22 protein-coding genes and 1 riboswitch are annotated in these 24820 nt (G+C 62.5%); of the genes, 14 read left to right on the top strand and 8 right to left on the bottom strand.

The annotated features are described in order from the left end of the window. Positions 1 to 9 precede the first annotated feature (9 nt). Positions 10 to 711, top strand: a complete 702-nt coding sequence (gene modB / locus SJY08_RS13170) for a molybdate ABC transporter permease subunit (protein WP_377276148.1) — start codon at positions 10 to 12, stop codon at positions 709 to 711. Then, complete coding sequence (gene modC / locus SJY08_RS13165; RefSeq protein ID WP_377276146.1) at positions 711 to 1796, top strand: molybdenum ABC transporter ATP-binding protein; 1086 nt, start codon at positions 711 to 713, stop codon at positions 1794 to 1796. The genes modB and modC overlap by 1 nt, the downstream gene beginning before the upstream one ends. Positions 1797 to 1800: 4 nt before the next feature. Here the strand turns inward: modC and SJY08_RS13160 are convergent, their stop codons facing one another. Genes SJY08_RS13160 through SJY08_RS13150 form a run of 3 tightly spaced genes read right to left on the bottom strand, consistent with a single transcriptional unit; the run spans position 1801 to position 4617 of the window. Further along, positions 1801 to 2187, bottom strand: coding sequence for a winged helix-turn-helix domain-containing protein (locus tag SJY08_RS13160; protein ID WP_377276144.1), 387 nt, complete (start codon positions 2185 to 2187; stop codon positions 1801 to 1803). 4 nt (positions 2188 to 2191) lie between these two features. Further along, positions 2192 to 3628 carry an FAD-binding oxidoreductase gene (locus SJY08_RS13155; protein WP_377276142.1) on the bottom strand — a complete coding sequence of 479 codons (1437 nt, stop codon included), beginning with the start codon at positions 3626 to 3628 and terminating at the stop codon, positions 2192 to 2194. Beyond that, entirely contained in the window at positions 3625 to 4617 is a 993-nt protein-coding gene (locus SJY08_RS13150) for an L-threonylcarbamoyladenylate synthase (RefSeq protein ID WP_377276140.1), read from the bottom strand. The genes SJY08_RS13155 and SJY08_RS13150 overlap by 4 nt, the downstream gene beginning before the upstream one ends. Positions 4618 to 4834: 217 nt before the next feature. Between SJY08_RS13150 and SJY08_RS13145 the strand changes: the two genes are divergently transcribed. After that, a complete protein-coding gene (locus SJY08_RS13145) occupies positions 4835 to 5914 on the top strand; it encodes a GGDEF domain-containing protein (RefSeq protein ID WP_377276138.1) in 1080 nt (359 codons plus the stop codon). Positions 5915 to 5930: 16 nt separating this feature from the next. Here SJY08_RS13145 and SJY08_RS13140 read toward each other — a convergent pair whose 3' ends face one another. Next, positions 5931 to 6536, bottom strand: a complete 606-nt coding sequence (locus tag SJY08_RS13140) for a DUF6656 family protein (RefSeq protein WP_054148887.1) — start codon at positions 6534 to 6536, stop codon at positions 5931 to 5933. A 303-nt stretch (positions 6537 to 6839) separates the two neighbouring features. Beyond that, a riboswitch (cobalamin riboswitch) is annotated at positions 6840 to 7043 on the top strand. 102 nt (positions 7044 to 7145) lie between these two features. On the opposite strand from SJY08_RS13140, the gene SJY08_RS13135 reads away from it, so the two are divergent. The 7 genes from SJY08_RS13135 (at position 7146) to minE (ending at position 12893) form a co-directional block, all read left to right on the top strand. After that, positions 7146 to 8390 carry an aromatic ring-hydroxylating dioxygenase subunit alpha gene (locus SJY08_RS13135; protein ID WP_377276136.1) on the top strand — a complete coding sequence of 415 codons (1245 nt, stop codon included), beginning with the start codon at positions 7146 to 7148 and terminating at the stop codon, positions 8388 to 8390. Positions 8391 to 8392: 2 nt separating this feature from the next. Beyond that, the gene (locus SJY08_RS13130; RefSeq protein ID WP_377276134.1) at positions 8393 to 9478 is read left to right on the top strand and encodes a 2Fe-2S iron-sulfur cluster-binding protein; all 1086 of its coding nucleotides are present in this window, start codon (positions 8393 to 8395) and stop codon (positions 9476 to 9478) included. Between the two features lie 227 nt (positions 9479 to 9705). After that, positions 9706 to 10131 carry a BA14K family protein gene (locus SJY08_RS13125; RefSeq protein ID WP_377276132.1) on the top strand — a complete coding sequence of 142 codons (426 nt, stop codon included), beginning with the start codon at positions 9706 to 9708 and terminating at the stop codon, positions 10129 to 10131. Positions 10132 to 10337: 206 nt separating this feature from the next. Next, positions 10338 to 10832 (top strand): BA14K family protein, encoded by a 495-nt coding sequence (locus SJY08_RS13120; RefSeq protein ID WP_054148891.1) that lies wholly within the window; start codon positions 10338 to 10340, stop codon positions 10830 to 10832. Positions 10833 to 11020: 188 nt separating this feature from the next. Continuing rightward, entirely contained in the window at positions 11021 to 11791 is a 771-nt protein-coding gene (gene minC, locus SJY08_RS13115; protein ID WP_377276130.1) for a septum site-determining protein MinC, read from the top strand. 29 nt (positions 11792 to 11820) lie between these two features. Beyond that, positions 11821 to 12636 (top strand): septum site-determining protein MinD, encoded by an 816-nt coding sequence (gene minD, locus SJY08_RS13110; RefSeq protein WP_069041996.1) that lies wholly within the window; start codon positions 11821 to 11823, stop codon positions 12634 to 12636. Continuing rightward, complete coding sequence (minE, locus tag SJY08_RS13105; RefSeq protein ID WP_006726700.1) at positions 12633 to 12893, top strand: cell division topological specificity factor MinE; 261 nt, start codon at positions 12633 to 12635, stop codon at positions 12891 to 12893. Before minD ends, minE begins: the two co-directional genes overlap by 4 nt. A 110-nt stretch (positions 12894 to 13003) precedes the next feature. On the opposite strand, the gene SJY08_RS13100 is transcribed toward minE, so the two are convergent. Then, entirely contained in the window at positions 13004 to 14914 is a 1911-nt protein-coding gene (locus SJY08_RS13100) for a PhoX family protein (RefSeq protein ID WP_377276127.1), read from the bottom strand. Between the two features lie 403 nt (positions 14915 to 15317). Here SJY08_RS13100 and SJY08_RS13095 point away from each other — a divergent pair, with 403 nt between their 5' ends. The 4 genes from SJY08_RS13095 (at position 15318) to SJY08_RS13080 (ending at position 20813) form a co-directional block, all read left to right on the top strand. Further along, complete coding sequence (locus SJY08_RS13095; RefSeq protein ID WP_377276125.1) at positions 15318 to 17096, top strand: acyl-CoA dehydrogenase; 1779 nt, start codon at positions 15318 to 15320, stop codon at positions 17094 to 17096. A gap of 168 nt (positions 17097 to 17264) precedes the next feature. After that, entirely contained in the window at positions 17265 to 18026 is a 762-nt protein-coding gene (locus SJY08_RS13090) for a crotonase/enoyl-CoA hydratase family protein (protein WP_377276123.1), read from the top strand. Between the two features lie 183 nt (positions 18027 to 18209). Next, positions 18210 to 20300 (top strand): methyl-accepting chemotaxis protein, encoded by a 2091-nt coding sequence (locus SJY08_RS13085; protein ID WP_153761630.1) that lies wholly within the window; start codon positions 18210 to 18212, stop codon positions 20298 to 20300. Positions 20301 to 20507: 207 nt separating this feature from the next. Then, positions 20508 to 20813, top strand: a complete 306-nt coding sequence (locus SJY08_RS13080) for a hypothetical protein (protein ID WP_069041992.1) — start codon at positions 20508 to 20510, stop codon at positions 20811 to 20813. Here the strand turns inward: SJY08_RS13080 and SJY08_RS13075 are convergent. From SJY08_RS13075 to SJY08_RS13065, 3 genes are all read right to left on the bottom strand, one after another. Then, positions 20807 to 22414 carry a heme peroxidase family protein gene (locus SJY08_RS13075; protein ID WP_377276120.1) on the bottom strand — a complete coding sequence of 536 codons (1608 nt, stop codon included), beginning with the start codon at positions 22412 to 22414 and terminating at the stop codon, positions 20807 to 20809. The two genes, SJY08_RS13080 and SJY08_RS13075, sit on opposite strands and share 7 nt — an antisense overlap. A gap of 103 nt (positions 22415 to 22517) precedes the next feature. After that, positions 22518 to 23768, bottom strand: coding sequence for a class I SAM-dependent RNA methyltransferase (locus tag SJY08_RS13070; RefSeq protein WP_300888897.1), 1251 nt, complete (start codon positions 23766 to 23768; stop codon positions 22518 to 22520). Further along, complete coding sequence (locus SJY08_RS13065; protein WP_054148899.1) at positions 23765 to 24568, bottom strand: TlyA family RNA methyltransferase; 804 nt, start codon at positions 24566 to 24568, stop codon at positions 23765 to 23767. The genes SJY08_RS13070 and SJY08_RS13065 overlap by 4 nt, the downstream gene beginning before the upstream one ends. Positions 24569 to 24820 lie beyond the last annotated feature (252 nt).

Raw genomic sequence — 24820 nt, 5'->3', positions numbered from 1 at the left:
GCATCCGGGATGCCACATTTGACCCTGACGGCCGAAGAATGGACCGCGATGCTGCTCAGCCTGAAGGTCGCGGCCGTTGCCGTGACCTTTTCGCTCCCTTTGGGGCTTCTCGTGGCCTGGCTTTTGTCGCGCAAGGAGTTCTGGGGCAAGTCGCTTCTCAACGGCCTTGTGCATCTGCCGCTGATCCTGCCGCCTGTTGTCACCGGCTACCTTCTTCTCATCACCTTTGGCCGCAGAGGCGCCGTCGGCGCCTTCCTGGAAGAGACCTTTGGCCTCGTCTTCTCCTTCAGGTGGACGGGAGCGGCCCTGGCCGCGGCCGTCATGGGCTTTCCGCTGCTGGTGCGTTCGATCCGCCTGTCGCTGGATGCCGTCGATCGTAAGCTGGAGGCTGCCGCTTCCACCCTTGGCGCACCGCCGCCTTACGTCTTCTTCACGGTGACCCTGCCGTTGATCCTGCCCGGCATCGCCGCCGGCGCCATACTTGCCTTCGCCAAATCGATGGGCGAATTCGGCGCGACGATCACGTTCGTCTCCAACATTCCCGGCGAAACCCAGACGCTGGCATCGGCGATCTATACCTATACCCAGGTGCCCGGTGGTGACCTCGCCGCCATGCGCCTCACCGTGATCTCGATCGTCCTGTCGCTCGGTGCCCTCATCGCTTCCGAGTTTCTGTCACGCCGCATCGCCGCTCGTGTGGGAGCCGCCTGATGCTGGAGCTGTCGATCCGCCATCGTCAGGGTGATTTCACGCTTGCAGCCGATCTTGCGGTGGGCGAGGGGCTGACAGCCCTGTTCGGCGCTTCCGGCTCCGGTAAGACGACGTTGATCAATATTGTTGCCGGCCTGATCCGACCTCAGGAGGGGCGCATCAGCTTCAACGGCGACACCTGGAGCGACGCCTCGACCTTCCTGCCGCCGCATCGCCGCCGCATCGGCTATGTCTTCCAGGAAGGGCGCCTCTTTCCGCATCTGACGGTCCTGCAGAACCTGTGCTACGGCGAACGCCTGCTTCCGCGCGCCGAACGCCGCGAGGATCTCACCCGCATCACGTCGCTGCTCGGCATCACCGACCTGCTCGCCCGCCGCCCGGCAAATCTCTCCGGCGGCGAAAAGCAGCGCGTGGCCCTTGGCCGTGCGCTGATGGCAAGCCCGAAACTGCTCCTGATGGACGAGCCGCTCTCGGCGCTCGATGGCGCGCTAAAGGCGCAGATCCTGCCCTATATCGAGCGCATCCGCGACGAATTCGGTGTGCCGATCCTCTATGTCAGCCACTCCGTCGAGGAGGTGGCACGGCTGGCAACGGCCGTCGTCACCTTCGACGCCGGCAAAGCGATCGCCGTCGGACGCCCCGATGAGGCGCTCGCGATGGTGGCTGAAGCCTCCGGTGAGCTTCCGGCAGGTAATTTCATCGAAGCCGAGATCACCGGGCATCACGAGGACGACGGCCTGACAGAAGCGCTGTCGGCCGCCGGCCCGATCCTTCTGCGGCAAACGCCGCTGCCGGTTGGCACCCGTGTCCGCGTTTTCGTTCCTGTCTCCGATATCGTCGTTGCGACCGAGGCAGGCGAGGGGCTTTCGGCGCTCAACCGGCTCTCGGGTGAAATCGTCGAGCTTTCCGAGCGCGACAGCGGCAGCGTAACGCTGACCGTCGATTGCCACGGCCAGGCTCTCATCGCAGAGGTAACACGGCGCTCGTGCCGCCAACTCGCACTCGCGCCTGGAATGCGCGTGCATCTGCTGTTCAAGACGGTCTCGATTGCTTCGGAAGCTCTGTTCCGTCAGGCGCGAGGCTGAGGCTTCAGCCGTCGTCGTCACTCTTGCGACCGCCGGCGACGAAATCCGCTGCCTGCATGCTTTCAAGCCAGGCGAGATCCGCCGACAGCGCCTTTCGGCTCTCCGCATCCATGCGCCTGCAGGCGCCGATCAGCGACTCGCCGAACGGCGTCAGCCCGGCACCGCCGCCGCTTCTGCCCCCGTGGCGGGTGAAGATCGAAGGCTCCTTGAACATGCGGTTGATCTCGTCCGCCAGCAGCCAGGCCCGCCGATAGGACATGCCCATTGCCGCCCCCGCCGCCCGGATCGAGCCGTGCTCCTCAATCAGCAAAAGCAACTGCGCCTTGCCCGGCCCGAGCCTTGCGCCATTGGAAAGATCGATCCGGAGCGAAAGGCGAGGGGCGCCGCTCATGGTCTCAGCCGATTACCTTGCCAGGGTTCATGATCCCGGCCGGATCGAAGGCCTGCTTGATACGGCGCATCAGCTCCGTTTCGATCGCCGGTCGGCTGGCGGCAAGCTCGTCGCGCTTTAACTGACCGACGCCATGCTCCGCCGAAATCGAGCCCGTATGCTTGTGAACGACCGCATGCACCACGGCATTGACCTCGCGCCAGCGGCCAATGAACTCTGCCTTGTCGGCACCCACAGGCTGGCTGATGTTATAATGGATATTGCCATCGCCGAGATGCCCGAAGGCGCAGATCCGTGCATCCGGCATCAAGGCATGCACGGCGGCATCCGCCTCTTTGAGGAAGACCGGGATGCGGGAGACGGGTACCGAAACATCATGCTTGATCGATCCGCCCTCCGGTCTCTGCGCTTCGGACATGCTCTCGCGCAGGTGCCAGAAGGCATCCTGCTGGGCGAGCGAACTGGCGATTGCCGCATCCGACACGAGACCCACCTCATGCGCTTCGGCCAAAAGCTCATGCATCATCGTATCTGCGGTCTCGGCCGAATCCGAAGTCGAGATGTCGATGAGCGCATACCAGGGATGGATCGAGGCGAGTGGATCGCGCACGCCGACAATATGCTTGGTGGTGAATTCCACGCCAATGCGTGGCATCAGCTCGAAGCCTGTCAGTGCCGAGCCGCAGCGCTGCGACGCCTTCTCGAACAGGGCAAGGGCTGCGTCTGGTGAAGCGAGGCCCGCATAGGCCACCTGCCGCCCGCGCGGCCGCGGCACCATCTTCAAAACGGCGCCGGTGATCACGCCGAGCGTGCCCTCCGCGCCGATGAAGAGATCGCGCAGGTCGTAACCGCTATTGTCCTTCTTCAGGCGCCGTAGACCATCCCAGATCTCGCCCGTCGGCAGCACCACTTCAAGCCCAAGGCAGAGCTGGCGCATATTGCCATAGGCAAGCACCGCCGTGCCGCCGGCATTGGTCGCCAGATTGCCGCCGATCCGGCACGAGCCTTCGGATCCTAGCGACAGCGGAAACAGCCGGTCATGCGCCTCTGCCGCCTTCTGCACATCGGCCAGAACAGCCCCGCCATCGGCAACGATCACATCGGCGACGGGATCGACTTCCCGGATCTTGTTCATTCGCTCCAGCGAGAGCAGCACATCGTGTCCGTCCTCCCGCGGCACTTGCCCACCGACAAGTCCGGTGCGGCCGCTGACCGGCACGATCGATGTGCCCGTTTCAGAGGCGAGCTTGAGGATGGCTGAAACCTCCTGGGTCGAGCCAGGCTTCAGCACCAGCGGCGAGGCGCCGTGATAGAGGCCCCGGTTCTCCGTCAGATAGGGTTTGATATCAGCAGCCGTGGTCAGGGCATTGGCCTCGCCGACGATATCGACGAAGGCGCGCAGACGGTCCGCAAGGCTCATGGTCACATTCATCTTTGTCATCCCCCCGAGCCACGCGGTGCAGCCGCCCGCATCAGCCGGTCGTTGATCGCCTCACCCAGACCCTCGTCCGGGATCGGTGCCACGGCAATGCCGGTCGCGCCACTTGCATCGGCCCGCTTCAGATAATCGAAGAGATTGCTGGCCGCTTCAGCGAGGTCCGCCTTGGGACTCAGGTTGAAAACGGCATGTGCTGTCGATGCACCGGATATGTCGTCGGGACCAAAGGTGATCAAGGCTTCCCGACCGGAGACCTCTGTCGCATTCAGTCGCACGGCAGCATTGGGCGCATAATGCGACGCGAGCATGCCCGGCGCCTCGATCGCTGCCGTTCCAGACGTCTTTGGACGCATGACCGACTTGCCCGTTACGGCCTCAATTGCCTCGACGGCGATGCCGCCCGGTCTGAGCAGCCTCACTTCACCGCCTTCGACTTTCACGATCGTCGATTCCACGCCGACGGGGCAGGGGCCGCCATCGACGATGACCTCGATCTTCTGGCCGAGATCGGCCTCCACATGCTGCGCCGTCGTCGGGCTGATCCGTCCGGAGGAATTGGCGCTCGGTGCTGCAAGCGGCCGGCCGAGACTGCGAATGAGCTCTGCGGTAAAGCCGACGGGGACGCGTATGCCCACGGTATCGAGCCCCGCGGTCGCCAGCGGATGAATGTCGCAATTGTCCTTGAGCGTCAGAACGAGCGTCATCGGCCCCGGCCAGAAGGCCTTCGCCAGTTGCCGCGAGATCGGATCGAAGTCGGCGTAGCGTTCCGCCATCTCGAGATCCGCCATGTGGCAGATCAGCGGATTGAAGCGCGGCCGCCCCTTTGTTTCGTAGATCGACGTGATGGCCGCCGGATGGGTTGCGTCGGCTGCAAGCCCGTAGACGGTCTCGGTGGGGATCGCCACGGGAAGGTGGCGCAGCAGCACCTCGGTCGCCGCCGCAATGGCCTCCGCCTTGTCCTTGTCGGTAGCGATCGGGATGATCCGCGCCATTTTCGAGAGCCTTCCAGTCTGCCTTCGACCGTCCTTATCGCGTGCGGAAGGAGGCGGCAAACCTCTTTTCGGCCGAGCCAGGGGTAGTTTCTACCCTAATTTTTAAAGGGGAGCCCAAATCGTTCGAATTTTAACTACCGGCGTAACTGAAAGAAAGAACTGTTCGCCTATGGTCTGGACTAAGAGACGGGAAAGCCTCATTCGGGGAAGTGGACAGATGCAGCAAGTCAAGAATCCGGCCGCCAGCATTGCGCTACGCGTCGCGACCGCCATGCATCAGATGGGCATCGACGGTCTGCCGCGCAATTACGAACTGGTTTACGAGGCCTATTCCGGCAGCAATCCGGAACTTGTTCGCGAGTTCATTGCGCTGGGCAAGATCAAGACCCAAGAGGCCCTCGACGAACTCGGCCGCAAATTCCTGCCGCACCACCATGAAGACGGGCTGCTGAGCCGCCAAAATGGTCAGGTTCGCGCCGAGATGAGCAATTTCATCAGTCTGCTGAACGAAGAGAAGATTTCGCTCACCGACTACGGCCGCGTCATCGGCCATGCTTCCAAGACCATCCTGACCGAAGCCGATCTCGAAGGTACGCCGCTCGGCCAGTCGATCAAGATGCTGAAGGCCGCGACCGAAAAGCGCGCTCACCAGAACAGCAATGTCGTGCGCGCCGTGGTCGACAAGACCGCAGCCCTTGCCGACCTGCAGCGCGAGGCCGAAGAGGCCGAAGCCGCGAAATTCGTTGATCCGGTCACCCGCCTTGCCAGCCGCCGTGCCTTCAACAAGGCGGTCGCGAAGATCTATGTGAACCCGGAAATGCCGGTACTCTGCGGTGTCGCCATCGGCGAAATCGACGACTATGCGCGCATCCAGGAGCAGATGGGCCCGGCCGTTGCCGAGCGTTTCCTGATGCAGGTCGCCAAGGTGCTGGAAGCCGTCTCCGGCGGTGGCGATCTCGCCTGCCGCTTCGATGCCGGCCGCTTCGGACTGCTGCTTTACACTTCGGACCAGGAAGAGATCAGCCGCGTGGTCGATCTCGTTCGCGCCAAGCTCAAGGCCACCAATTTCGTTGGCTCGTCGACCGGTGCCCGCATGGGCCAGCTAGGCATGTCCTTCGGCATCTGCTTCTCCGAGCAGGCCCCGAACGCCTTCGACTTCACCAACTTCGCCGAAAAGGCGCTCGCCACCTCCAAGGCAGCCGGCGGCGACACCGTGACGATCTACGGTGCAAGCGACTATGTGTCGAAGGATTGGCTGCTCTACAAGAAGAAGCCGGTGGGTGGTTTCGGCGCCTGAGCGTCGAAGTCCACTTTCAAAGTTTTGCGATGATCTTCCTGAGCTCGGCGTCTCGTGCGCCGAGCATCAGTACGTTCCGCAGCGCCTCTTTCGGATCCACTGTCTGGAATAAAAGTCCGTTGTTGCGGAACGAACGGTCGATGGTCATCGCCTTGGCCTCCGCCTCCGGCTTGATCGCCACGGCGAAATACATCCGTCCGTAATTCTGCTTGATCTGCTCGAAGAACACCTCTTCCCCACCGAGTTCGGCAAAGAAATTGGCGATGTAGAAGGCCCATTTGACATCGGCATACTGCGCGAAATTCGTGCGCGCCGCCGTCACGTGACAGTAGCCCAGATGTGGGCTGTTGTTCAGTGTGCGGTGGAAGATGACTTTGGGGAACTTGATCGAACGGTGAAAGCCGTTGATGCGCTCATGCGTCGTCTCGGCCGCCCGCTCCAGCCGCCGCCCGGTCCGCGCCGCAACTTCCTCATAGGAAAGATACCGGCGCTCGTCCGGCAGCCAGTCCTCGCGGCTGCGCGAGATCCGACCGGTTCTCAGGAACTCGGTATGGACTGCCTTTGACGAGGGCGGCGTTTGCGTTTCCGCTTTGGGAGCCGCGTAGTATCTGAGTTTCTGCATCTTGACGCTCTGACGGTACCCGGACTGATTGCTTGAGCTTAACGCAGCATGGTTAATCATGATTTGATGGTATTCTACATCAGCGAGGTTTCGCGAGGCTTGCCGCAGTGCAGTTCCATGCAACTGCCTTAAATCGCCCGTTTGCGCCATGATTTCAGCGGCCAGAGAAACGCCGCCGCCGCACCTCCCGGAAAACAATGGGAAATTCCCGACCTTGCCACCCTTAGTCGTCGTCTGTGGGATGTCGCAAACGATTTGGGCCGTGTCGTTCTGCAATGCAGCGGAGGCCCGCGGCCTGTGATTAGATGCAGGCAAGCTCGAGGTGCTGCCCTGCTAGGGAGGGTAGGAAATCGGGAAGCCGGTCAAAATCCGGCGCTGCCCCCGCAACGGTGGTGGAGAATGCGTTTTGGCAGAAGGCCACTGGGGGTAACCCTGGGAAGGCGCCGACGCGGTCCGCAAATGGACCACTCCTGAGCCCGGAAACCAGCCTTGGCAGACGGACATTTGAGGTTGCGGAGGGCGACCAGAGATAGCCATGCACACCGCCTTCCCAGGGCGACGGCAGGCTGCGCTCTCATCTCCCCCGAGTTTTTGAAACACGAGGACGACATGGATCTGCAGGCCAACGTGCTGCGCCAGCTGAAGAACCGCCGCGAGGGTTTCTCGCTCGAACAGCCATTTTACATCGACCAGGACTATTTCAAGCTCGACATGGAGCAGATCTGGTATCGCGATTGGCTGTTCATCGGCCATGACTGCGAGATCCCACGCGCCGGCAACTATTTCACCGCCCAGATCGGCGATTACCCTGTCGTCATCGTCCGCGGCAAGGATCAGGTCATCCGCGCCTTCCACAACACCTGTCGCCATCGCGGCCACCGCGTCTGCACCAAGGACAAGGGCGCCGCGGCGAAGCTCGTCTGCCCCTATCACAACTGGACCTATGACCTCGACGGATCGCTCGTCTTCGCTCGCCAGATGGGTGAGACTTTCGACAAGGCCGAATTCGGCCTGAAGACCGTCCATTGCGAAAGCGTCGGCGGCTACATCTTCGTCTGCCTCGCCAACGAAGCCCCCGATTTCGCGCCAATGCGCGCCTCGCTGGAACCCTATCTGCGTCCGCATCGCCTCTGGGAGGCCAAGGTCGCCCACAAGAACACGATCATCGAGAAGGGTAACTGGAAGCTCGTCTGGGAAAACAACCGGGAATGCTACCACTGCGCCGGCAACCATCCGGAGCTCTGCCGCACCTATCCGGAAGCCCCGACCGCAACCGGCGTCCAGGGTGCGGGTGACGATCCCTTCATCTCCGAGCACTGGGCGCGCTGCGAAGCCGCCGGCCTGCCGTCCGCCTTCAGCATGGACCCGTCGGGCCAGTTCCGCACGGCCCGCATGCCGCTAATCGAGGATGCCGAGAGCTACACCATGTCTGGCAAGCGTGCCGTGAAGAAGCCGCTCTCCGCAGACGTGCCGATCAGCCATATCGGCACCATGCTGCTTTTCCACTATCCGACGACCTGGAACCACATCCTCGGGGACCACGCGATCTCCTTCCGCGTCCTGCCGCTTTCGGCCGAAGAGACGGCCGTCACCACCACCTGGCTGGTCAACAAGGACGCGGTCGAAGGCGTTGATTACGACTTGGAAGAGCTGACCCATGTCTGGAACATGACCAACGACCAGGACCGCTCGATCGTCGAGGAAAACGCGTTTGGCATACGTTCCCCGGCCTATGAGCCCGGTCCCTATTCCGTCGATCACGAAGGTGGCGTCATGCAGTTCGTCGAGTGGTATTCCAACTTCATGACGGGCCGCCTGCAGGGCGACAAGGCTCGCCTGTCTGCGGTGGCGTGATCATGAACATCGCCGTCACCCAGTATCGCCATGTCGACGAGATGCGCCCCTGGTCCGACCGGGAGCATCTCTTGGAATGCGTCGCCGTCACGCCTGAGGCCGCCGACGTGATGACCTTCACCTTCAAGCCGAACAAGCCGGGCCTCTGGTTCCGTTATCTGCCCGGCCAGTTCGTCACGCTCGAGATCCCCGTCGGGCCAGAGCCGGTGATGCGCACCTACACGCTCTCCTCCAGCCCCTCGCGGCCCTATACGGTCGCCGTGACGGTCAAGGCGCAGAAGGACTCGATTGGCACCCGCTGGATGTTCGACAACCTGAAGCCCGGCATGGCGCTTAAGGCCTTCGGCCCGCTCGGCGACTTCTCCTATGCCAAGCACCCTGGCAAGAAATACCTTTTCGTTTCCGCCGGCTCCGGTGTGACGCCGATGATGTCGATGACGCGCGACCTCAGCGACCGCGCGCCAGACAGCGACATCACTTTCCTCAACTGCGCGCGCTCGCCTGATGACATCATCTTCCGCTGGGAGCTGGAGGCCAAGGCCCGCGACATGCCGAACTTCCAGCTCGGCTTCATCATCGAGCAGCTCGGCCGCGGCCAGCTCTGGTCGGGCCTGAAGGGTCGCATCGATAAGGCAAAGATCGCCCTTCTGGCGCCTGACTTCCTGGAGCGCACTGTCTTTTGCTGCGGCCCAGCGCCCTTCATGGCGACCGTACGCGAGGCGCTCGAAGGCGCAGGCTTCGACATGAAACAGTATCACGAGGAAGCCTTCCAGCCGGTGAAGGCGGAGCCCCTGGTGGTCGTCGCCGACCATGGCGATGGCGAACAGGCCACCAAGGTGACCTTTGCCATGTCCGGCAAGGACGGCCTCTGCGCTCCCGGCCATACGGTCCTCCAGGCGGCCCGTGCTGCCGGTGTCCGCATCGGGGCGGCCTGCGAATCCGGCCTTTGCGGCACCTGCAAGGTCATGAAACTCTCGGGCGAAGTCGAGATGGACCACAATGGCGGTATTCTCGATGACGAGATCGATGAAGGTTACATCCTCGCCTGCTGTTCGCGGCCGAAGGGCGACATCGAGATCGAAGCCTAGGTGCTGGCCAAGCCACCAATTGACCTTGAAGATAGGGCGGGTCCGGATGGGGCTCGCCCTTCCGCTTTTCTGCGGGATCTCGCTACCCCTCAACCACTTGCAGCGCATTCCCCAAGGGGTTAGCATCTGCTGATGGAGGCTCACGATCGCTGCATGTGATCGGACTTGGCCTCGGCCATGAGGGCCGGCTGGTCGACGGGTGTCTCCGGGTCAAGGGGGGATCACGCATGAAGCTTGTCTCTGCTTTCGCCGTCGCATGCCTGGCTTTGGCCGGGTTCATGGGATCGGGGACCGAAGTCCGCGCCGGCGGCATCGAAGTCCGCATCTATCAAAGCCATACCAGCTACCGTCATTACGAGCGCGTGACCGTCTACTCGCGGCATCAAGTCTACCGTGGCCATGGTCATCGCCAACGGCTGCATCGCCCGGGCTATGTCTATCACAATGGTCTCTGGATCTCGCCGCGCTCCATGCGAGCCGGCGTGATTGTCGATCGGCCGGTGCCGCGCCGTCACGTCGTGCAGTATTCTGCGGGCATCAACCCGAAGCACTACAGCTGGTGCGCCGAACGCTACCGCTCCTATCACTGGCGCAGCAACAGCTTCCAGCCGTATCACGGGCCGCGCCGGACCTGCCTGTCGCCCTACTACTGAGCCGTTCGGGAACAATTGGCCTTTTCCTCCGTTGACGGGCACTTGTGCGCGAGAACGGTCGCTGGACCGTTGCGCGCGGAACGCGAAGTATGAACACGATGTTAATCCTGAGTTCAGTCTGGCTTCGCTAATTTCTGTCCCAAGGTCGAGGACCGGGCATCATCGCCCGCTTCGGTCGACCGGATAAACATGCAGGGAGAAGCATCATGAAGACTGCATTGAAGACGACCGCCGTGGCAGCGCTCGCGTCCATCATGGCCTTTACCGGTATGATCCCGGCCCAGGCCCAGGTCATCCGCCCGGTCGCGCCAATCGCGGCAACGACCGATGCCACCACCGTGCAGTATCGAGACCGCTACGAGCGTCGCTTCGACCGACGCGTGGACCGTCGTATTGACCGCCGCATCGATCGCTACGAGCGCGCTCGTTATTACAATGGTCATCGTGGCTATCGTGATCGCCGCGCGGGCTACCGCTACCACAACGGCTACTGGTATCCGCTCGCAGCCTTCGCAGCCGGTGCCATCATCGGCGGTGCGATCGCACAGCCGCGTCCGGCCCCGGTAGCGCCCCGCGCAGCCGGTCTCAACCCGCGCCACTACGACTGGTGCAATGCCCGCTACCGCTCCTACGATAGCCGCTCCAACACCTTCCAGCCGTATAACGGCCCCCGTCAGCAGTGCCTGTCGCCCTATTATTGATCGGCAGACCCCTCTGATCCGGCTTCCACAAGGAGCCGGAAAGGGTTAATTTCTAGCCGCCCCGGCCTTTGCCGCGGGCGGTTTTTTCGTAGCCCCGATCCGCCTGTTTCCTAACGGCAAAATCGCCGCGTTAACCATTTGTTAACCAAATCGGCGCTACTCCTTTCATCAACGATTTGTTTACATAGATGACCAAAGTGCTAACCGAACCTCGCTCCATCCGCATCAAGGGTAGATCCTTCCTGGCCGTCGTCCTGACGCCGGATCCGCCGTTCGACGACTGGCTCGTCCGGCTCGACGACCTCGCGGCCCGCTCGGCCGGGTTCTTCCTCGGTCGTCCCGTCGTGCTCGACGTGTCCGAGATCGAGATCGACCGTCCGCAATTGAAGGCGCTGATTGCCGAACTCGCGGCGCGCAACGTCTCGATTATGGGCATCGAGGGCGGTCGTCCTTCGCTGGTCGAGCCGGGCATGCCACCGCAGCTCAAGGGTGGAAAGCCGGCCGCCGACTACGAGGTGCCGCGCAACGAGGTGGGCGAATCGGAAAAGGCAACCGGTGCGGAAGAGGCCGCACGCGAGCATGCAGGGCAGGCAGCCCCTCAGGTCGTGGTGCAGCAAAGCCCGGTCTCGGCCCCATCGATGATCGTGCGAGAAACCATCCGCTCCGGTCAGTCGGTCATCTACACCCAGGGCGATGTCACGGTCATCGGTTCGGTCCAGTCGGGTGCCGAAGTGATCGCCGGAGGCTCCGTCCACATCTACGGTGCGTTGCGCGGCAGAGCGCTCGCCGGATGCGTTGGCAATGCCGACGCAAGGATCTTCTGTCGTAAGTTCGAATCCGAGCTGGTTGCGATCGACGGCGTCTACGCGATGACCGACGATATGGATCCAGAATTGAAGGGGCATCCTGTTCAGCTTTGGCTGGAGGGGGATGCAATCATGACAGAGAGAATGACGTGAACTTGAGCGGGGACAGACAGGAGAACCACATGGGCAAGGTGATAGTCGTGACATCCGGCAAGGGCGGGGTCGGCAAGACGACCTCGACGGCCGCTCTCGGTGCAGCGCTGGCACAGCGCAATGAAAAAGTCGTCGTCGTCGATTTCGACGTAGGCCTTCGCAATCTAGATCTGGTGATGGGCGCCGAGCGCCGCGTCGTCTACGATCTCGTCAATGTCATCCAGGGCGACGCCAAGCTGCCGCAGGCGCTGATCCGCGACAAGCGGCTGGAAACCCTGTTCCTGCTGCCGGCCTCGCAGACCCGCGACAAGGATAACCTGACCGCCGAGGGCGTCGAGCAGGTCATCAACGAGCTGAAGAAGTATTTCGACTGGATCATCTGCGACAGCCCCGCCGGTATCGAACGCGGTGCAACGCTTGCCATGCGCCATGCCGACATGGCCGTCGTCGTCACCAATCCGGAAGTCTCCTCGGTACGTGACTCCGACCGCATCATCGGTCTGCTCGATTCCAAGACGCTGAAAGCGGAGCGCGGCGAGCGCATGGAGAAGCATCTTCTGCTGACCCGCTACGACGCCAATCGCGCCCAGCGTGGCGACATGCTGAAGGTCGATGACGTGCTCGAGATCCTGTCGATCCCGCTGCTCGGCATCATCCCGGAAAGCATGGACGTGCTACGCGCCTCCAACATCGGCGCTCCGGTAACGCTCGCCGATGCCCGCAGCGCGCCTGCCATGGCCTATTTCGACGCCGCCCGTCGTCTGGCCGGCGAAAACGTTCCGATCACCATCCCTGGCGAGAAGCGTGGTCTCCTCGACAAGATCTTCGCGCGGAGGGCCGCATGAGCATTTTCTCTCTGTTCCGCAAACAGCGGTCCGCACCGATGGCGCGGGAACGCCTGCAGGTTCTGCTCGCCCATGAGCGCGCCTCGCTCGAAAGTGATCTGGTGGCCATCCTGCGCGAGGAAATCCTTGCCGTGATCGCCAAGCATGTCGAATTCGACCGCGACAAGGTGCAGATCAAGATGGACCGTGACGAAGACGTCTCGATCCTCGAGATCGACGTCGAGATCCCGCGCAACGCCCAGCGCCTCGCCGCCTGATCGACCAGGTCGTCACGAATGAGAAAGGCCGCCGCCGGTATCCCGGTCGGCGGCCTTCTTCGTTTGGGTGGAGGGCAGGGCAGATCACATCCGCCCTGCCGACCGAACCATCAGCCCACCAGAGCGTTGTCGTCGCGCTTGATCGCCACGATCGTCGAGCGCGGCAGCTTGCCTTCGCCATCCGGGAAGGGCGCGTCGGGATGCTGGATGCCGGCAAACATGGTGCGCTTGTCGGCCGACCAGGTGAGGCCCGTGACTTCCGAACCCTTCGGGCCGGTCATGAAACGCTCGATGCGGCCGGTGACCGGGTCGCCGGCAAGCATCTGGTTGTTGCCCTGGCCAGCGAAATCGCCTTCGTTCGAATCCTCGCCGTCGGTCTGGATCCAGACGAGACCGGTCGAATTGAACATCATGCCGTCAGGCGAGTTGAACATGTTGCCTTCGTTGATGTTCGACGAGCCGGCATAGGCGCCGTCCTTGTGCACGGCCGGATTGCCGGCCATCGCGAAGAGATCCCAGCTGAAGGCGGAATCCGTGTGGTCGTCATTGGCCGGATACCAGCGGACGATCTGGCCGTATTCGTTCTTCTCACGCGGATTGGCCGCGTTGATGGCCATCTCGTCGCCGCCGGCATTGGTGCGCAGCTTGCCGTCCTTCACTTCACCGCGACGGCTGTTGTTGGTGAGGCAGCAATAGGCTTCGACCGCAACCGGATTGACCGCAACCCATTCCGGACGGTCCATCGTGGTGGCACCAACCTTGGAAGCAGCCTGGCGCGTGAAGACAGCGATTTCGTCGGCCTTCATGCCGGTGGTCTCTTCGGTGAGAGCCAGCCACTCGCCGGTACCTTCGTCGGAGAACTTGGCAACGTAAAGCGTGCCTTCATCAAGCAGCTTGGAGGTGTCGCCACCCGGGACATAGATCCCGTTGGAGACGAATTTGTAGAGGAACTCGCCACGCTCGTCGTCGCCCATATAGACGACCACGCGACCATCGCGTGCAATCACTACGGCGGCGTTCTCATGCTTGATGCGGCCAAGTGCTGTACGCTTGATCGGCGTCGAGGAGGCGTCAGACGGATCGATTTCGACGATATAGCCGGCGCGGCGCGGTTCGTTCGGGTTCTTTGAAACGTCGAAGCGCTCGTCGAACTTCTCGTAGCCATAGCGGGTCTCGGCGACGATGCCGTAGCGCTTAAAGTCCTCAGGCATTTTGAACTCGGCATTGGTGGAGCCGAAGTAGCCGTTGAAGTTCTCTTCGCAGGTGAGGTAGGTGCCCCAAGGCGTCTTGCCGGCGCCGCAGTTGTTGAAGGTCCCGAGACAGTCGACACCAGCGGGATCGGCAGCCGTCTTGACGAGCTCGGAGCCGGCAGCCGGACCCGAAAGCTTCATCGGCGTGTTGTGGTGGATGCGGCGGTTGAACTTGCTGTCGACGACGATCGCCCAGCCATTTTCGCCTTCGGCCACTTCCATGACGGTGACGCCCTGCATGTTCTGCAGGATCTTCACGTCGTCGAGCGACTGCGGCATGCCTTCCGGCGCGTGCGGCAGGTTGGTTTCGTTGTTGACGTATTCGTGGTTGACCGCGATCACCTGGGCGTTGCCGATGGCGAACAGCTCCATGCCGTCGGTGTTCTCACCGAAGACCTTGTCGGAATTCTCTAGCGACACACCCTTCATCGGATCGATGTCGGAAGCCGTGGAGAACAGGGGCTCACCCCAACGGGCGAGGGGCTTCCAGTTGTAGCCTTCCGGCACATGGATGGTGTTGTCGGTCGCAATGTCGATCGGCTTGAAAGCAAAGCGCGAGGCGGCTTCCTGCGCCTGAGCCGAGGTCGAGCTCATCAGGTTGCCGACGGAGCCCATGGCAACGGCAGCCGAACCCATGGCCAGCACGCCGAGGAACCCACGGCGCGAGATCGCGCGTTCGACGACGCGGTCGAAGTCGGTCACGGCCGGCGGCGGATTGTGCAGCTCGTCCCACTCGTCCCAGGACAGATGGTTGGTGTTGGTGTCGGTCATGGCAGAGCCTCCTTTTGGATGAAGTCTACTCTCCGACTAGTCAGGACAGATAACAGGGATGTGACGAAATCGGGGCAGTCCGATAGTTGTGAAGGTGCTGATTTAGGCATTCCAGCGAAGGTCCTGCCGGTCGCCGCTTTAAGTCATTGGTGCATCTTGGCTTTGATCCGAAGACTGCCGTTCTCTCCAGAAGCGAGGCGTCCGACCGCTCACGCATCTTTGTTTCGGCGGCAATCTTCACCTCGACTTTCACCCGCATCGCGCCGGGAACGAGGCCTCCTGTCGCATGCAAAAGATTTGACGTTTACGTAAAAATCAATTAGCCAGAAGTGAGAATAAGCCGCGCCTCCTGGGTGGGAGTTTGGGCGTGGCATGAAGCATACGCCAGATGGAGGAGCACGTCATGTACAAGGCGCCCGTAGAAGAGATCGCGTTCACCCTGAAGCACGTCGCTGGCCTCACCAAGGCCATCGAAGACGGCAAGCTCGGTGAGCTGAGCGACGACCTCGTTGATGCCATCCTCTCCGAAGCCGGCCGCTTTGCCAGTGACGAAGTCGCCCCGCTTGCCGAAATTGGCGACAAACAGGGCGCCCGCATGGTCGATGGCAAGGTCGTCGTTCCCGATGGCTGGGACAATCTCTACCGTGCCTGGGCCGAAGGTGGCTGGAATTCGCTGACAGCGTCCGAAGATTTCGGCGGGCAGGGGCTACCGCATATGCTGAATGTCGCCGCACTCGAAATGTGGAATTCTGGCTCCATGGGCTTTGCACTTGGCCCGACGCTGACCATGGGTGCGGTCGACGCTGTCACGGCGCACGGCTCTGAGGAACTGAAGGCGAAGTATCTGCCGAAGATGGTCTCCGGCGAATGGACCGGCACGATGAACCTGACCGAGCCGCATGCCGGTTCGGATCTCGGCGTCATGAAGTCCCGCGCCGAACGCCGCGATGACGGCACCTACCGCATCTTCGGCCAGAAGATCTACATCACCTGGGGCGAACACGAGATCACCGAGAACATCATCCATCTGGTGCTCGCCCGTCTCCCCGATGCGCCGGCCGGTACGCGCGGCATCTCGCTCTTCCTCGTGCCGAAGTATCTCGTCAACGACGATGGCTCGATCGGCGCCCGCAACGACCTTCATTGCCATTCGCTGGAGCACAAGGTGGGCATCCACGGCTCGCCGACCTGCACGATGATCTACGGCGACGGCAAGTATGGCGATGAAGCCGGCGCAATCGGCTGGCTGATCGGCGAGGAGAACAAGGGTCTCGCCTGCATGTTCACGATGATGAACAATGCCCGCCTCGCCGTCGGCATGCAGGGCGTCGCTATCTGCGAAGCCGCCACCCAGAAGGCCGTGCAATACGCCAAGGACCGCACGCAAGGGAAGGCTCCTGGCTGGACGGGGCAGGGCATGTCGCCGATCATCGAACATCCCGATGTCGCCCGCATGCTGGTGACGATGAAGGCGCTGACCCAAGGCTCGCGCGCCATCTGCTATGTCTGCGCCCACGCAACCGATATGAGCCATCACGCGGATGGCGACGAAGCCCGCCATTGGGCCGAGCGCGCAGCCTTGCTCACTCCGATCGCAAAGTCCTTCGCCACCGACGCTGGCGTCGATGTTGCCTCGCTCGGCATCCAGACCCATGGCGGCATGGGCTTCATCGAGGAAACGGGTGCCGCCCGCTTCTGGCGCGACAGCCGCATCGCCCCGATCTACGAGGGCACCAACGGCATCCAGGCTGCCGACCTCGTCACCCGCAAGCTGCCGCTGTCGAACGGCAACCATATCAGGGGCTACATCACCGAGCTGAAGCAGGTGGTCAATGCCGTGCGCGCCTCGAATCTCGAAGGCTTCGGTGACACCGCCGCCCGCCTCGACGCGAGCCTGTCGGATCTCGAAGACACCACCGAATGGCTGCTCTCGCAGATGGCCGCAGGCAACACGTCGGCAGCGCTCGCAGGGGCGACACCCTACCAGCGTCTCTTTGGCCTCGCATTGACCGGCGTCTACCTCGCCAAGGGCGCACTTGCCGACGAGGACCACGGCCGCGACAACCGCCTGGCGCTCTGCCGCTTCGCCGCCGAGAACCTGATCGCCGAGACGGCGGCTCTCAAGGATCGCGTCGTCAATGGTGCGGCGAGCCTAGAAGCGGCACGGGCATTGTTCGCATAAGACGCTGGCCCCGCGTCCTCTTCTCCCCAGCGGGGAGAAGGTGGCCGAAGGCCTCAGCGCAATACTTTGCGCTTGAGATGAGGGGGAGGCGAAGCCTCACAAGACCCCCTCATCGCCTCGCATTCGCTCGGCACTTCTCCCCGCTGGGGAGAAGAGAAGGAGAACCCCATGACCGACCACATTGAGATCACCCGCCCAGAAGCCCATCCTGGCGTCCTCGTCCTGCGCTTCAACCGCCCGGACAAGAAGAACGCGATCACGCAAGCCATGTACGAGAAGCTAACCGCAGGCCTGCTGGAGGGCGAGCAGGACGACACGATCCGTGCCATCGTCTTCCTCGGCACCGAAGGCTGTTTCTCCGCCGGCAATGACATGGCAGATTTCTTGGGCTTCGCCATGGCCGGCGCCGTCGGCGAGCCCGCAGCCTTTGGCCTCCTCAAGGCTCTGACTGAAGTCACCAAGCCACTGGTCTCCGGCGTCGATGGCCTGGCGATCGGCATCGGCACGACGCTGCATATGCATTGCGACCTGACGGTTGCCTCCGATCGCAGCCTGTTCAAGACCCCCTTCGTCGATCTGGCGCTCGTGCCCGAAGCCGCCTCCAGCCTGATCGCGCCACGCGCCATGGGCCACCAGCGCGCCTTTGCCATGCTCGCTGCAAGCGAAGGCTTCTCGGCCGAACAGGCCCGCGAGGCCGGTCTTATCTGGAAGGTGGTCTCGCCCGATCAGGTCGAGACAGAGACCCTGAAGATCGCTTCGCAGCTCGCGTCCAAGCCGCCGGCCGCGATGAAGATCGCACGCGCCCTGGTAAAGGGCAGCGCCGACGAGGTCCGCACCCGTATGCAGGAAGAGCTCGTGCATTTCGTGGCCCAGCTGAAAAGCGCCGAAGCCCGCGCCGCCTTCGAAGCCTTCATGAAGGGACGCGGATGAAAGGCTCGTACGCAGGGCTTACGAGTCCTTTCGGTTCTTCTTAATTACCCATTAAATCCTGCAGGCTAAACATGGATAGGCGGCGATTTTGCCGTCTCCTCACCATGATGGTGTCGTGAGCACACAATGCCCCATGACGCCCTCGCGCCAAAGTTGCGCGAAGAGTTTTTGCAGGACCGTATCGTGAAGACCAGTTCCAACCTGATGACCAAGATCCTGGTGGTCGCCTCCCTCGTGGTGGTCGCTGCCCTTTCCGGTTTCTCCTTCTACATAGACAGCCTCCAGCGCAACGCTACGAGTGCGGCCGTCAAGAGTGAGATCGATAGCTCCGGTCTCCAGGCTTCGCAGAGCATCGCCAACTGGCTGAGCGCCCGCGTCATGCTGACCGAACTCGCCGGCAATGCCGCCGCCAAGGCGCCCGATGCGGCCGCCATCATCGCGGCTTTCGACAACCCGGTCCTGATCCGCGAATTCATGTCGACCTATGTCGGCGACGAGCAGGGCGTCTTTACCAGCGTTCCCAACCAGCCGCTGCCGGAGGGTTACGATCCGCGCAAGCGTCCCTGGTACCAGGATGCCGTCAAGGCCGACAAGATGGTCCTGACAGACCCCTATGCCGACGCTTCGACCGGCAATCTGATCATCAGCGCCGCCATTCCCGTCAAGAAGGACGGCAAGCTCTATGGCGTGGCGGCTTCCGACTTCTCGCTGACCTCGCTCGTCAACATGGTCAACTCGGTCGACATGGGCGGCAAGGGTTCGGCCTTCCTCGTCAAGCAGGACGGCACGATCCTCGTTCATCGCGATGGCAACCTCGTCACCAAGACGTTGAAGGATGCCTTCCCGAACCAGACACCCACTGTTGGCTCCGGCATCACCGAAACCACCTTCGCCGATGCCAATGTTCTCGTCTCCTTCCTGCCGATCAAGGGCCTGCCGCGCGAAGACTGGTATCTCGGCGTGCAGATCGACCGCGATCTCGCTTTCGCAGCGATCGGCGAGTTCCGCACCGCAGCCGCGGTTGCCACCCTCGTCGGCGTGGTCGCCATGATCGGCATCCTGGCAGCGCTCCTGTCGCGCCTCGTTGTTCGCCCCGTTGTCGATATGACTGGCGTCATGGGCAAGCTCGCCGGTGGTGATGTCTCGGCTGAAATTCCGGGCACCGCGCGCAAGGACGAAATCGGCCAGATGGCCGCAGCCGTCGCCGTCTTCCGCGACAACATCATCGAGCGCGGACGCCTCGCCCGCGAAGCGGACGAGACCCGCTCGATGACCGAACAGGAACGCCGCGAGCGCGAAACCGCAAGGGCCCGCGAGGCCGAGCAGGTCTCGTTTGCCGTGCATTCGCTGGCCGATGGCCTTGGCCGCCTCGCCAATGGCGACCTGGTCTCGCGCATCGAGACCCCGTTCGCCGGTGATCTCGACCGCCTGCGCGTCGACTTCAATGCCTCCGTCGAGAAGCTGCATGACGCGCTCGCCACTGTCGGCCGCAATGCCCGCGCTATCGACGGTGGTGCTGCCGAAATCCGCTCCTCTGCCGACAACCTCGCCCGCCGCACCGAGCAGCAGGCCGCCTCGGTCGAAGAAACGGCAGCAGCACTTGAGGAAATCACCACCACGGTCAAGGACAGCGCCCGCCGTGCCGAGGAAGTCGGCCAGCTGGTGACCCGCGCCCGTGCCGGTGCCGAAAAGTCCGGCGAGATCGTCGAAAAGGCCGTCGGTGCCATGCAGGGCATCGAGAAGTCTTCGGGCGAGATCTCCAACATCATCGGTGTCATCGACGAGATCGCCTTCCAGACCAACCTGTTGGCGCTGAATGCCGGTGTCGAGGCCGCACGCGCTGGTGAAGCCGGCAAGGGCTTTGCCGTCGTTGCTCAGGAAGTCCGCGAACTCGCTCAGCGTTCGGCGAATGCTGCGAAGGAGATCAAGGCGCTGATCAGCGCCTCCGGCGACCAGGTCAAGGTCGGCGTCGATCTGGTCAACGAGACCGGCAAGGCGCTCGACGTGATCGTTCGCGAGGTCCAGGAGATCAATGGCCACGTCAACGCCATCGTGACCGCCTCGCGCGAACAATCGACCGGCCTGCAGGAGATCAACACGGCTGTTAACACCATGGACCAGGGCACCCAGCAGAACGCCGCCATGGTCGAGGAACAGACGGCCGCCAGCCACGGCCTTGCTCAGGAAGCGGCGGCGCTGACGGCTCTGCTCAACCAGTTCCGTATCGACGAACGCTCGGCAGGCGCATCGTCCGGCCAGCGTCGCGCCGCCTGATCGGGCGATCGATAATCTACAAAATGAAACGGCGCCCCTGTGGCGCCGTTTCTCGTTACTGGGTGCGAGGGTTCAGCCTGTATTCAGTGTTTGGCTCTAATCTCTGCAACCACAGTGGTCCTAGGCCGTTCGGGTCTTGTCCGGGACGGTCCGCGGGTCGTCGTCATTTGCAAAATTCCAGCTGTCACCAGTCTTGCCGAGGTTCTCATGTTGCGTTTGTTCTGTGTCGCACTCAGCCTGCTTGTCATCGCCGCGCCGGCTTCAGCCGAAGCGGCAGCAAGCTCGTCGCTCCCCTTTGTCCTGGTCAATGATACCAGCGGCGCGATCAGCGAAAGCCAGAATACCCCGCGTCAGAACCGGCCGGTCCGCCCGCAGCGCTATATCTGTGTTGTCGACCAGTCCGGCAGCGTCGGCGGTGGTGGGCAGGTGTCCTGCCCGGCCAATCCCGGCCGCGTCGGTGGACGCTGCCGTTGCGCGAATGTTACGGGCTCCGGCACGCTTTTGACCTACTGAGCGGGCTTTTCCTCGGGCACCACCCCGACGCCGTTGCCGACCGGATTGATATCATCGACGAAGGTGATCAGATCCGCCATGGTGAAATGCCCTGGCGTCTTTGCCGGCAGGTGCGGCGTCCAGTTGGATTTCTGCCAGAGGAAGGAATTCTGATCGCCGTGCACAAGGCCGAGGAACGTCTCCGCAACAATAGTTGATCCAACCGGTCCGAGCCTCAATCCCTCATGAAGCTGCTCGGCTTCCTTCAGGATGTAGTACCAAAGCGGTGTCGCCTTGTGAAAGCCGTTTCGCGCCGCAGCCTCGCCGTCTCTACCCCCGGAAAGCTGCTTTTCGCTGAGTGGCTCGAAGCCCATGGCGCGGGCAACATCCTGACCGGATGGCAGGCCGATCTGCGAACCGCGCCTGAGGTTGCGAAACGGCAGGACGAACTCCCGCGCAGCCACGGTGCTCATGTCTTCGGGATGATCGGGAAGTGTATGCAGGGCGGACACGATCAGCGGGTCAAGCCGGCGGGCATGATTGAGCGTGAAGTTTTCTTCGAGAGGGGTTTCGAGATCGAAAAAGCGGCGCCAGTCGATCGCCCAGTTGGACGGCAGCGTGCGATGCGGTCCAAGCGGCGATGGTGGAGGGGGCTTAGGCGCGAGGTCCCCCACGATCAGACCGGATTTGCCCGTGAAGTTGAACATGAGTTCGAGTGTGCCGTCGGCAAGGCCGCCGGGACGAAAAACGGCGTTGTGGCTGTAGTTTTCCCGGACCATGGAATGCCCAAGACGATAGGCGGCGGCAGCGAACTCGGCCGGCATGTAAGGCCGGCTGCGGAAGCGATAGAAGCGTCGTCCCTCATGTTTGATCCTGCGGATCAACCCTGGCTCGGTCAGGCGTTCGACGAAATCGAAGAGCACGATCCATTGATAGTGCCAGGTCACGATCCGTCGCGCTTCCTTAAACAGCTCTGGGTCCTTGAGGCCGGTCGTCGTCTTCTTGAGATGATCCACCACCGCATTGTGGAACTTCAGCATCAGCAGGTGAAACTGCGCCACCAGCAGGTTCTCGTCATTGCGCTCGTCAAAGATCAGTGCGCGGCCATGGGCATTGCGCGGTAGGTCGTTGTCGAGCTCTGGGATCTTCCGGGGCGGTTCCTCTTCCGGTCGGGGAAGTGCGTCGGAAATCTGCGCCTTGCCGATCAGAAATTTCGGCCCCGGTGGGGCGCGGAGACTCTCCTTGGCATAGAGATACGGGTGCAGGCCCGGCCCGTCGCCGTAGAGGGAGTCGAGGTCCAGCGCCGGCGTGCGGAAGTTCTCTGTCGCCAGCGGATCGGTGCGCTGCTTGTCGAGCGGGGTCGTGTCGAGCGTAATGTCGTGGTCGACGAACTGACCAAGATAGGTATATCCGGCCGGCAGTTTCGGATGGTCGCCCGTGTCGACATTGTTATCCCGCATGGCCTCTGCGAGATCGAAAAGCGCGTCATCCTCTGCATGCAGTGGCCTAAGCCGCGGAAACATTTTGCCGAATTTTCCGGGATCGGCATTGCCGGCCAGGGCCAGCAGGGATTCACGGCTCATGCCACGAACGCCATGTCCGTGGGCTGCGACTTCAGACATCGTCATTCCCCCTCTGATCACGTCATTTTCTCGATGATGTGATCAGAGATGATTATCGGGGGTGGCGCAAGAAATCGAATGCAGCTAGAAGCTGTATTTCCGCCTATTTCTTGCTGAGCGTTGCAACCGCCTCGACATGCGGTGACCAGAGGAACTGATCGATCGGTGTCACCTTATCGACCCGGTAGCCGCCAGCGATCAGGATTGAGAGGTCCCGGGCAAGCGTCAGCGGATTGCAACTGATCGCGACCACCTTCTTCACCTGGCTTTTCGCCAGTTCCGCACACTGCACCTCGGCACCCGCCCGTGGCGGGTCGAAGACGACGGCGTCGAAGCCCTTGAATTCGGAGGTCATCAGCGGCCGGCGGAAGAGGTCGCGCCGCTCGACGCTCACAGGCTTCAGCCCCTGCGTGTTGCGGGCGGCAAAATCCAGCGACTTTACCGCCTTCTCGTCAGACTCGACCGCGAGCACGGAATATGAGCGGGCGAACCGCAATGCGAAGGTGCCGACGCCGGCAAACAGATCCGCAACCTTCTTGGCCTTGCCGATATGGGCAATGGCAAGCGCCGCCATGTGGTCTTCCGCCTCATGCGTTGCCTGGGTGAAGCCACCCGGCGGCAGCACGACGCGGGCGCCGGCGAAATCGAGCAGCGGCTTGTGCGGCTCGATGACGATCTCGCCATTGGCCGAGACGCGGGCGATGTCCTTGAGCCGGATCACGGCATTGGTGACCGCGCGCCGTTCCTGGTCGCCGAGCCCGCCACGCAAACCGTCGAGCGAGATGTCGAGGCCGGTGGTCGTCTCGGTCACTGTGACGCGGAAGTGCTCGGCACCACAGGCATTGGCGATGATCTTGATCGCGTCCAGCCGGGAGATCAGCCCGTCCGACGCGATGGGACATTCCTCGACCGGCACGACATGATGCGTCTCCGCCTGCATGAAACCCATGACCAGGCCTGTCTCACGCCGCCTAGCGGTGAAGACGAGGCGGCGCCGCTGATGCGGATGCGCCTCGAAGATCTCGCCAACGGGAGCCTCGATCCCCTTCGACTTCAGGGCGTCGATCAGAATCTGCCGCTTGAAGGCATTGTAGGCGGGTTTTGCCATATGCTGCAGCGAACAACCGCCGCATACACCACCGACGCCATCAGGACCGAAATGCTTGCAAGGCGGCTGAACGCGATCTGGCGAGGTGGTGGCGAAGGACATGATCGTGCCCTCGTTCTTCACCTTGGCGATCGAGACGGTTTCGCCGGGCAGGGCGAAGGGCACAAACACGGGACCATCAGCGCCATGCGCCACCCCGTCGCCTTTGGCGCCGAGGCTTGAAATCGTGACGGTTTCGGCGCTCATGCTGCGTCCTCTTGGTCGTCCTGATCGTCGTCGCCATCTTCGGCATCATCAGGCTTGACGCCGGCGAGCAGGAATTCCTCGTTCCCATCGCCACCGGCAATCGGGGAGGGGATGAGGCCGAGGCTGGTCCAGCCCATGTCCTCTGTCAGCCAGCGCTCCAGTTCGGCGGCCACCAGCGGCGCCGTTTCCGGTTCTTTCAAAAGCCCAGCCTTGCTGATCGCTTCACGGCCCGCCTCGAATTGCGGCTTGACCAGCAGCAGGCAATGCGCGCCCGGCTCGGCCTGATCGAGGGCCGGCGCCAGCGCCAGCTTCAGCGAAATGAAGGAAACGTCGGAGACGAGAAAGTCGAATGGCTGATCGTCATAATCCTCAGGCTCCAGGTAGCGCGCATTCAATCCCTCCAGATTGGTCACGCGCGGGTCGCTGGCCAGTCGCGGATGCAACTGGTCGTGGCCGACATCGATCGCCGTCACATGCGCCGCGCCCCGCTTCAGCAGGACCTCGGTAAACCCACCGGTGGAGGCGCCGACATCCAGACAGTGGCAGCCTTCCGGCGAGAGGTTGAAATGGTCGAGTGCGGCGTCGAGCTTCAGCGCCGCGCGCGAGACGTAATCCTGTGCCGGATCGTCGATATCGAACTGGTGCGTGGCGGCAAAGACGAGGCTGGGCTTCGCCACCACCTTGCCGTCCACCTTCACCGTGCCACGCTGGATGGCGTCACGGGAGCGGGAGCGGCTGGCGAAAAGGCCGAGGGCGACCAGGAGCTGGTCGAGGCGCTGGGGTTCTGGGAGCTTCTTCATGCCCCGTCAATGCGGGGAGATGCGCCTTCGCGCAAGTCTTTTTCGCGGGATCGCCTTCTGCTGCTTGAGCGACGCGGGCGAGGAGTTGCGATTTTCGATCGCCGATCCATTCAGGGTTTTATTAGAGATGCTTTAAGCAATTTATCCTAATGTTCAATGGCTGGCGCGATGTGATCCTCCCAAGCAGCGCGCTCCGACACAAAACTGCAGGCCCTCCTCCTCCTCCTTCTGGCCTGCAGGAATAGAAGCCCC

The sequence above is a fragment of the Rhizobium sp. R86522 genome (assembly GCF_042466255.1).
Lineage (GTDB): Bacteria > Pseudomonadota > Alphaproteobacteria > Rhizobiales > Rhizobiaceae > Allorhizobium.
Note: the sequence above shows the minus strand (reverse complement) of the source record. Positions and strands in the feature narration are given on the sequence as shown.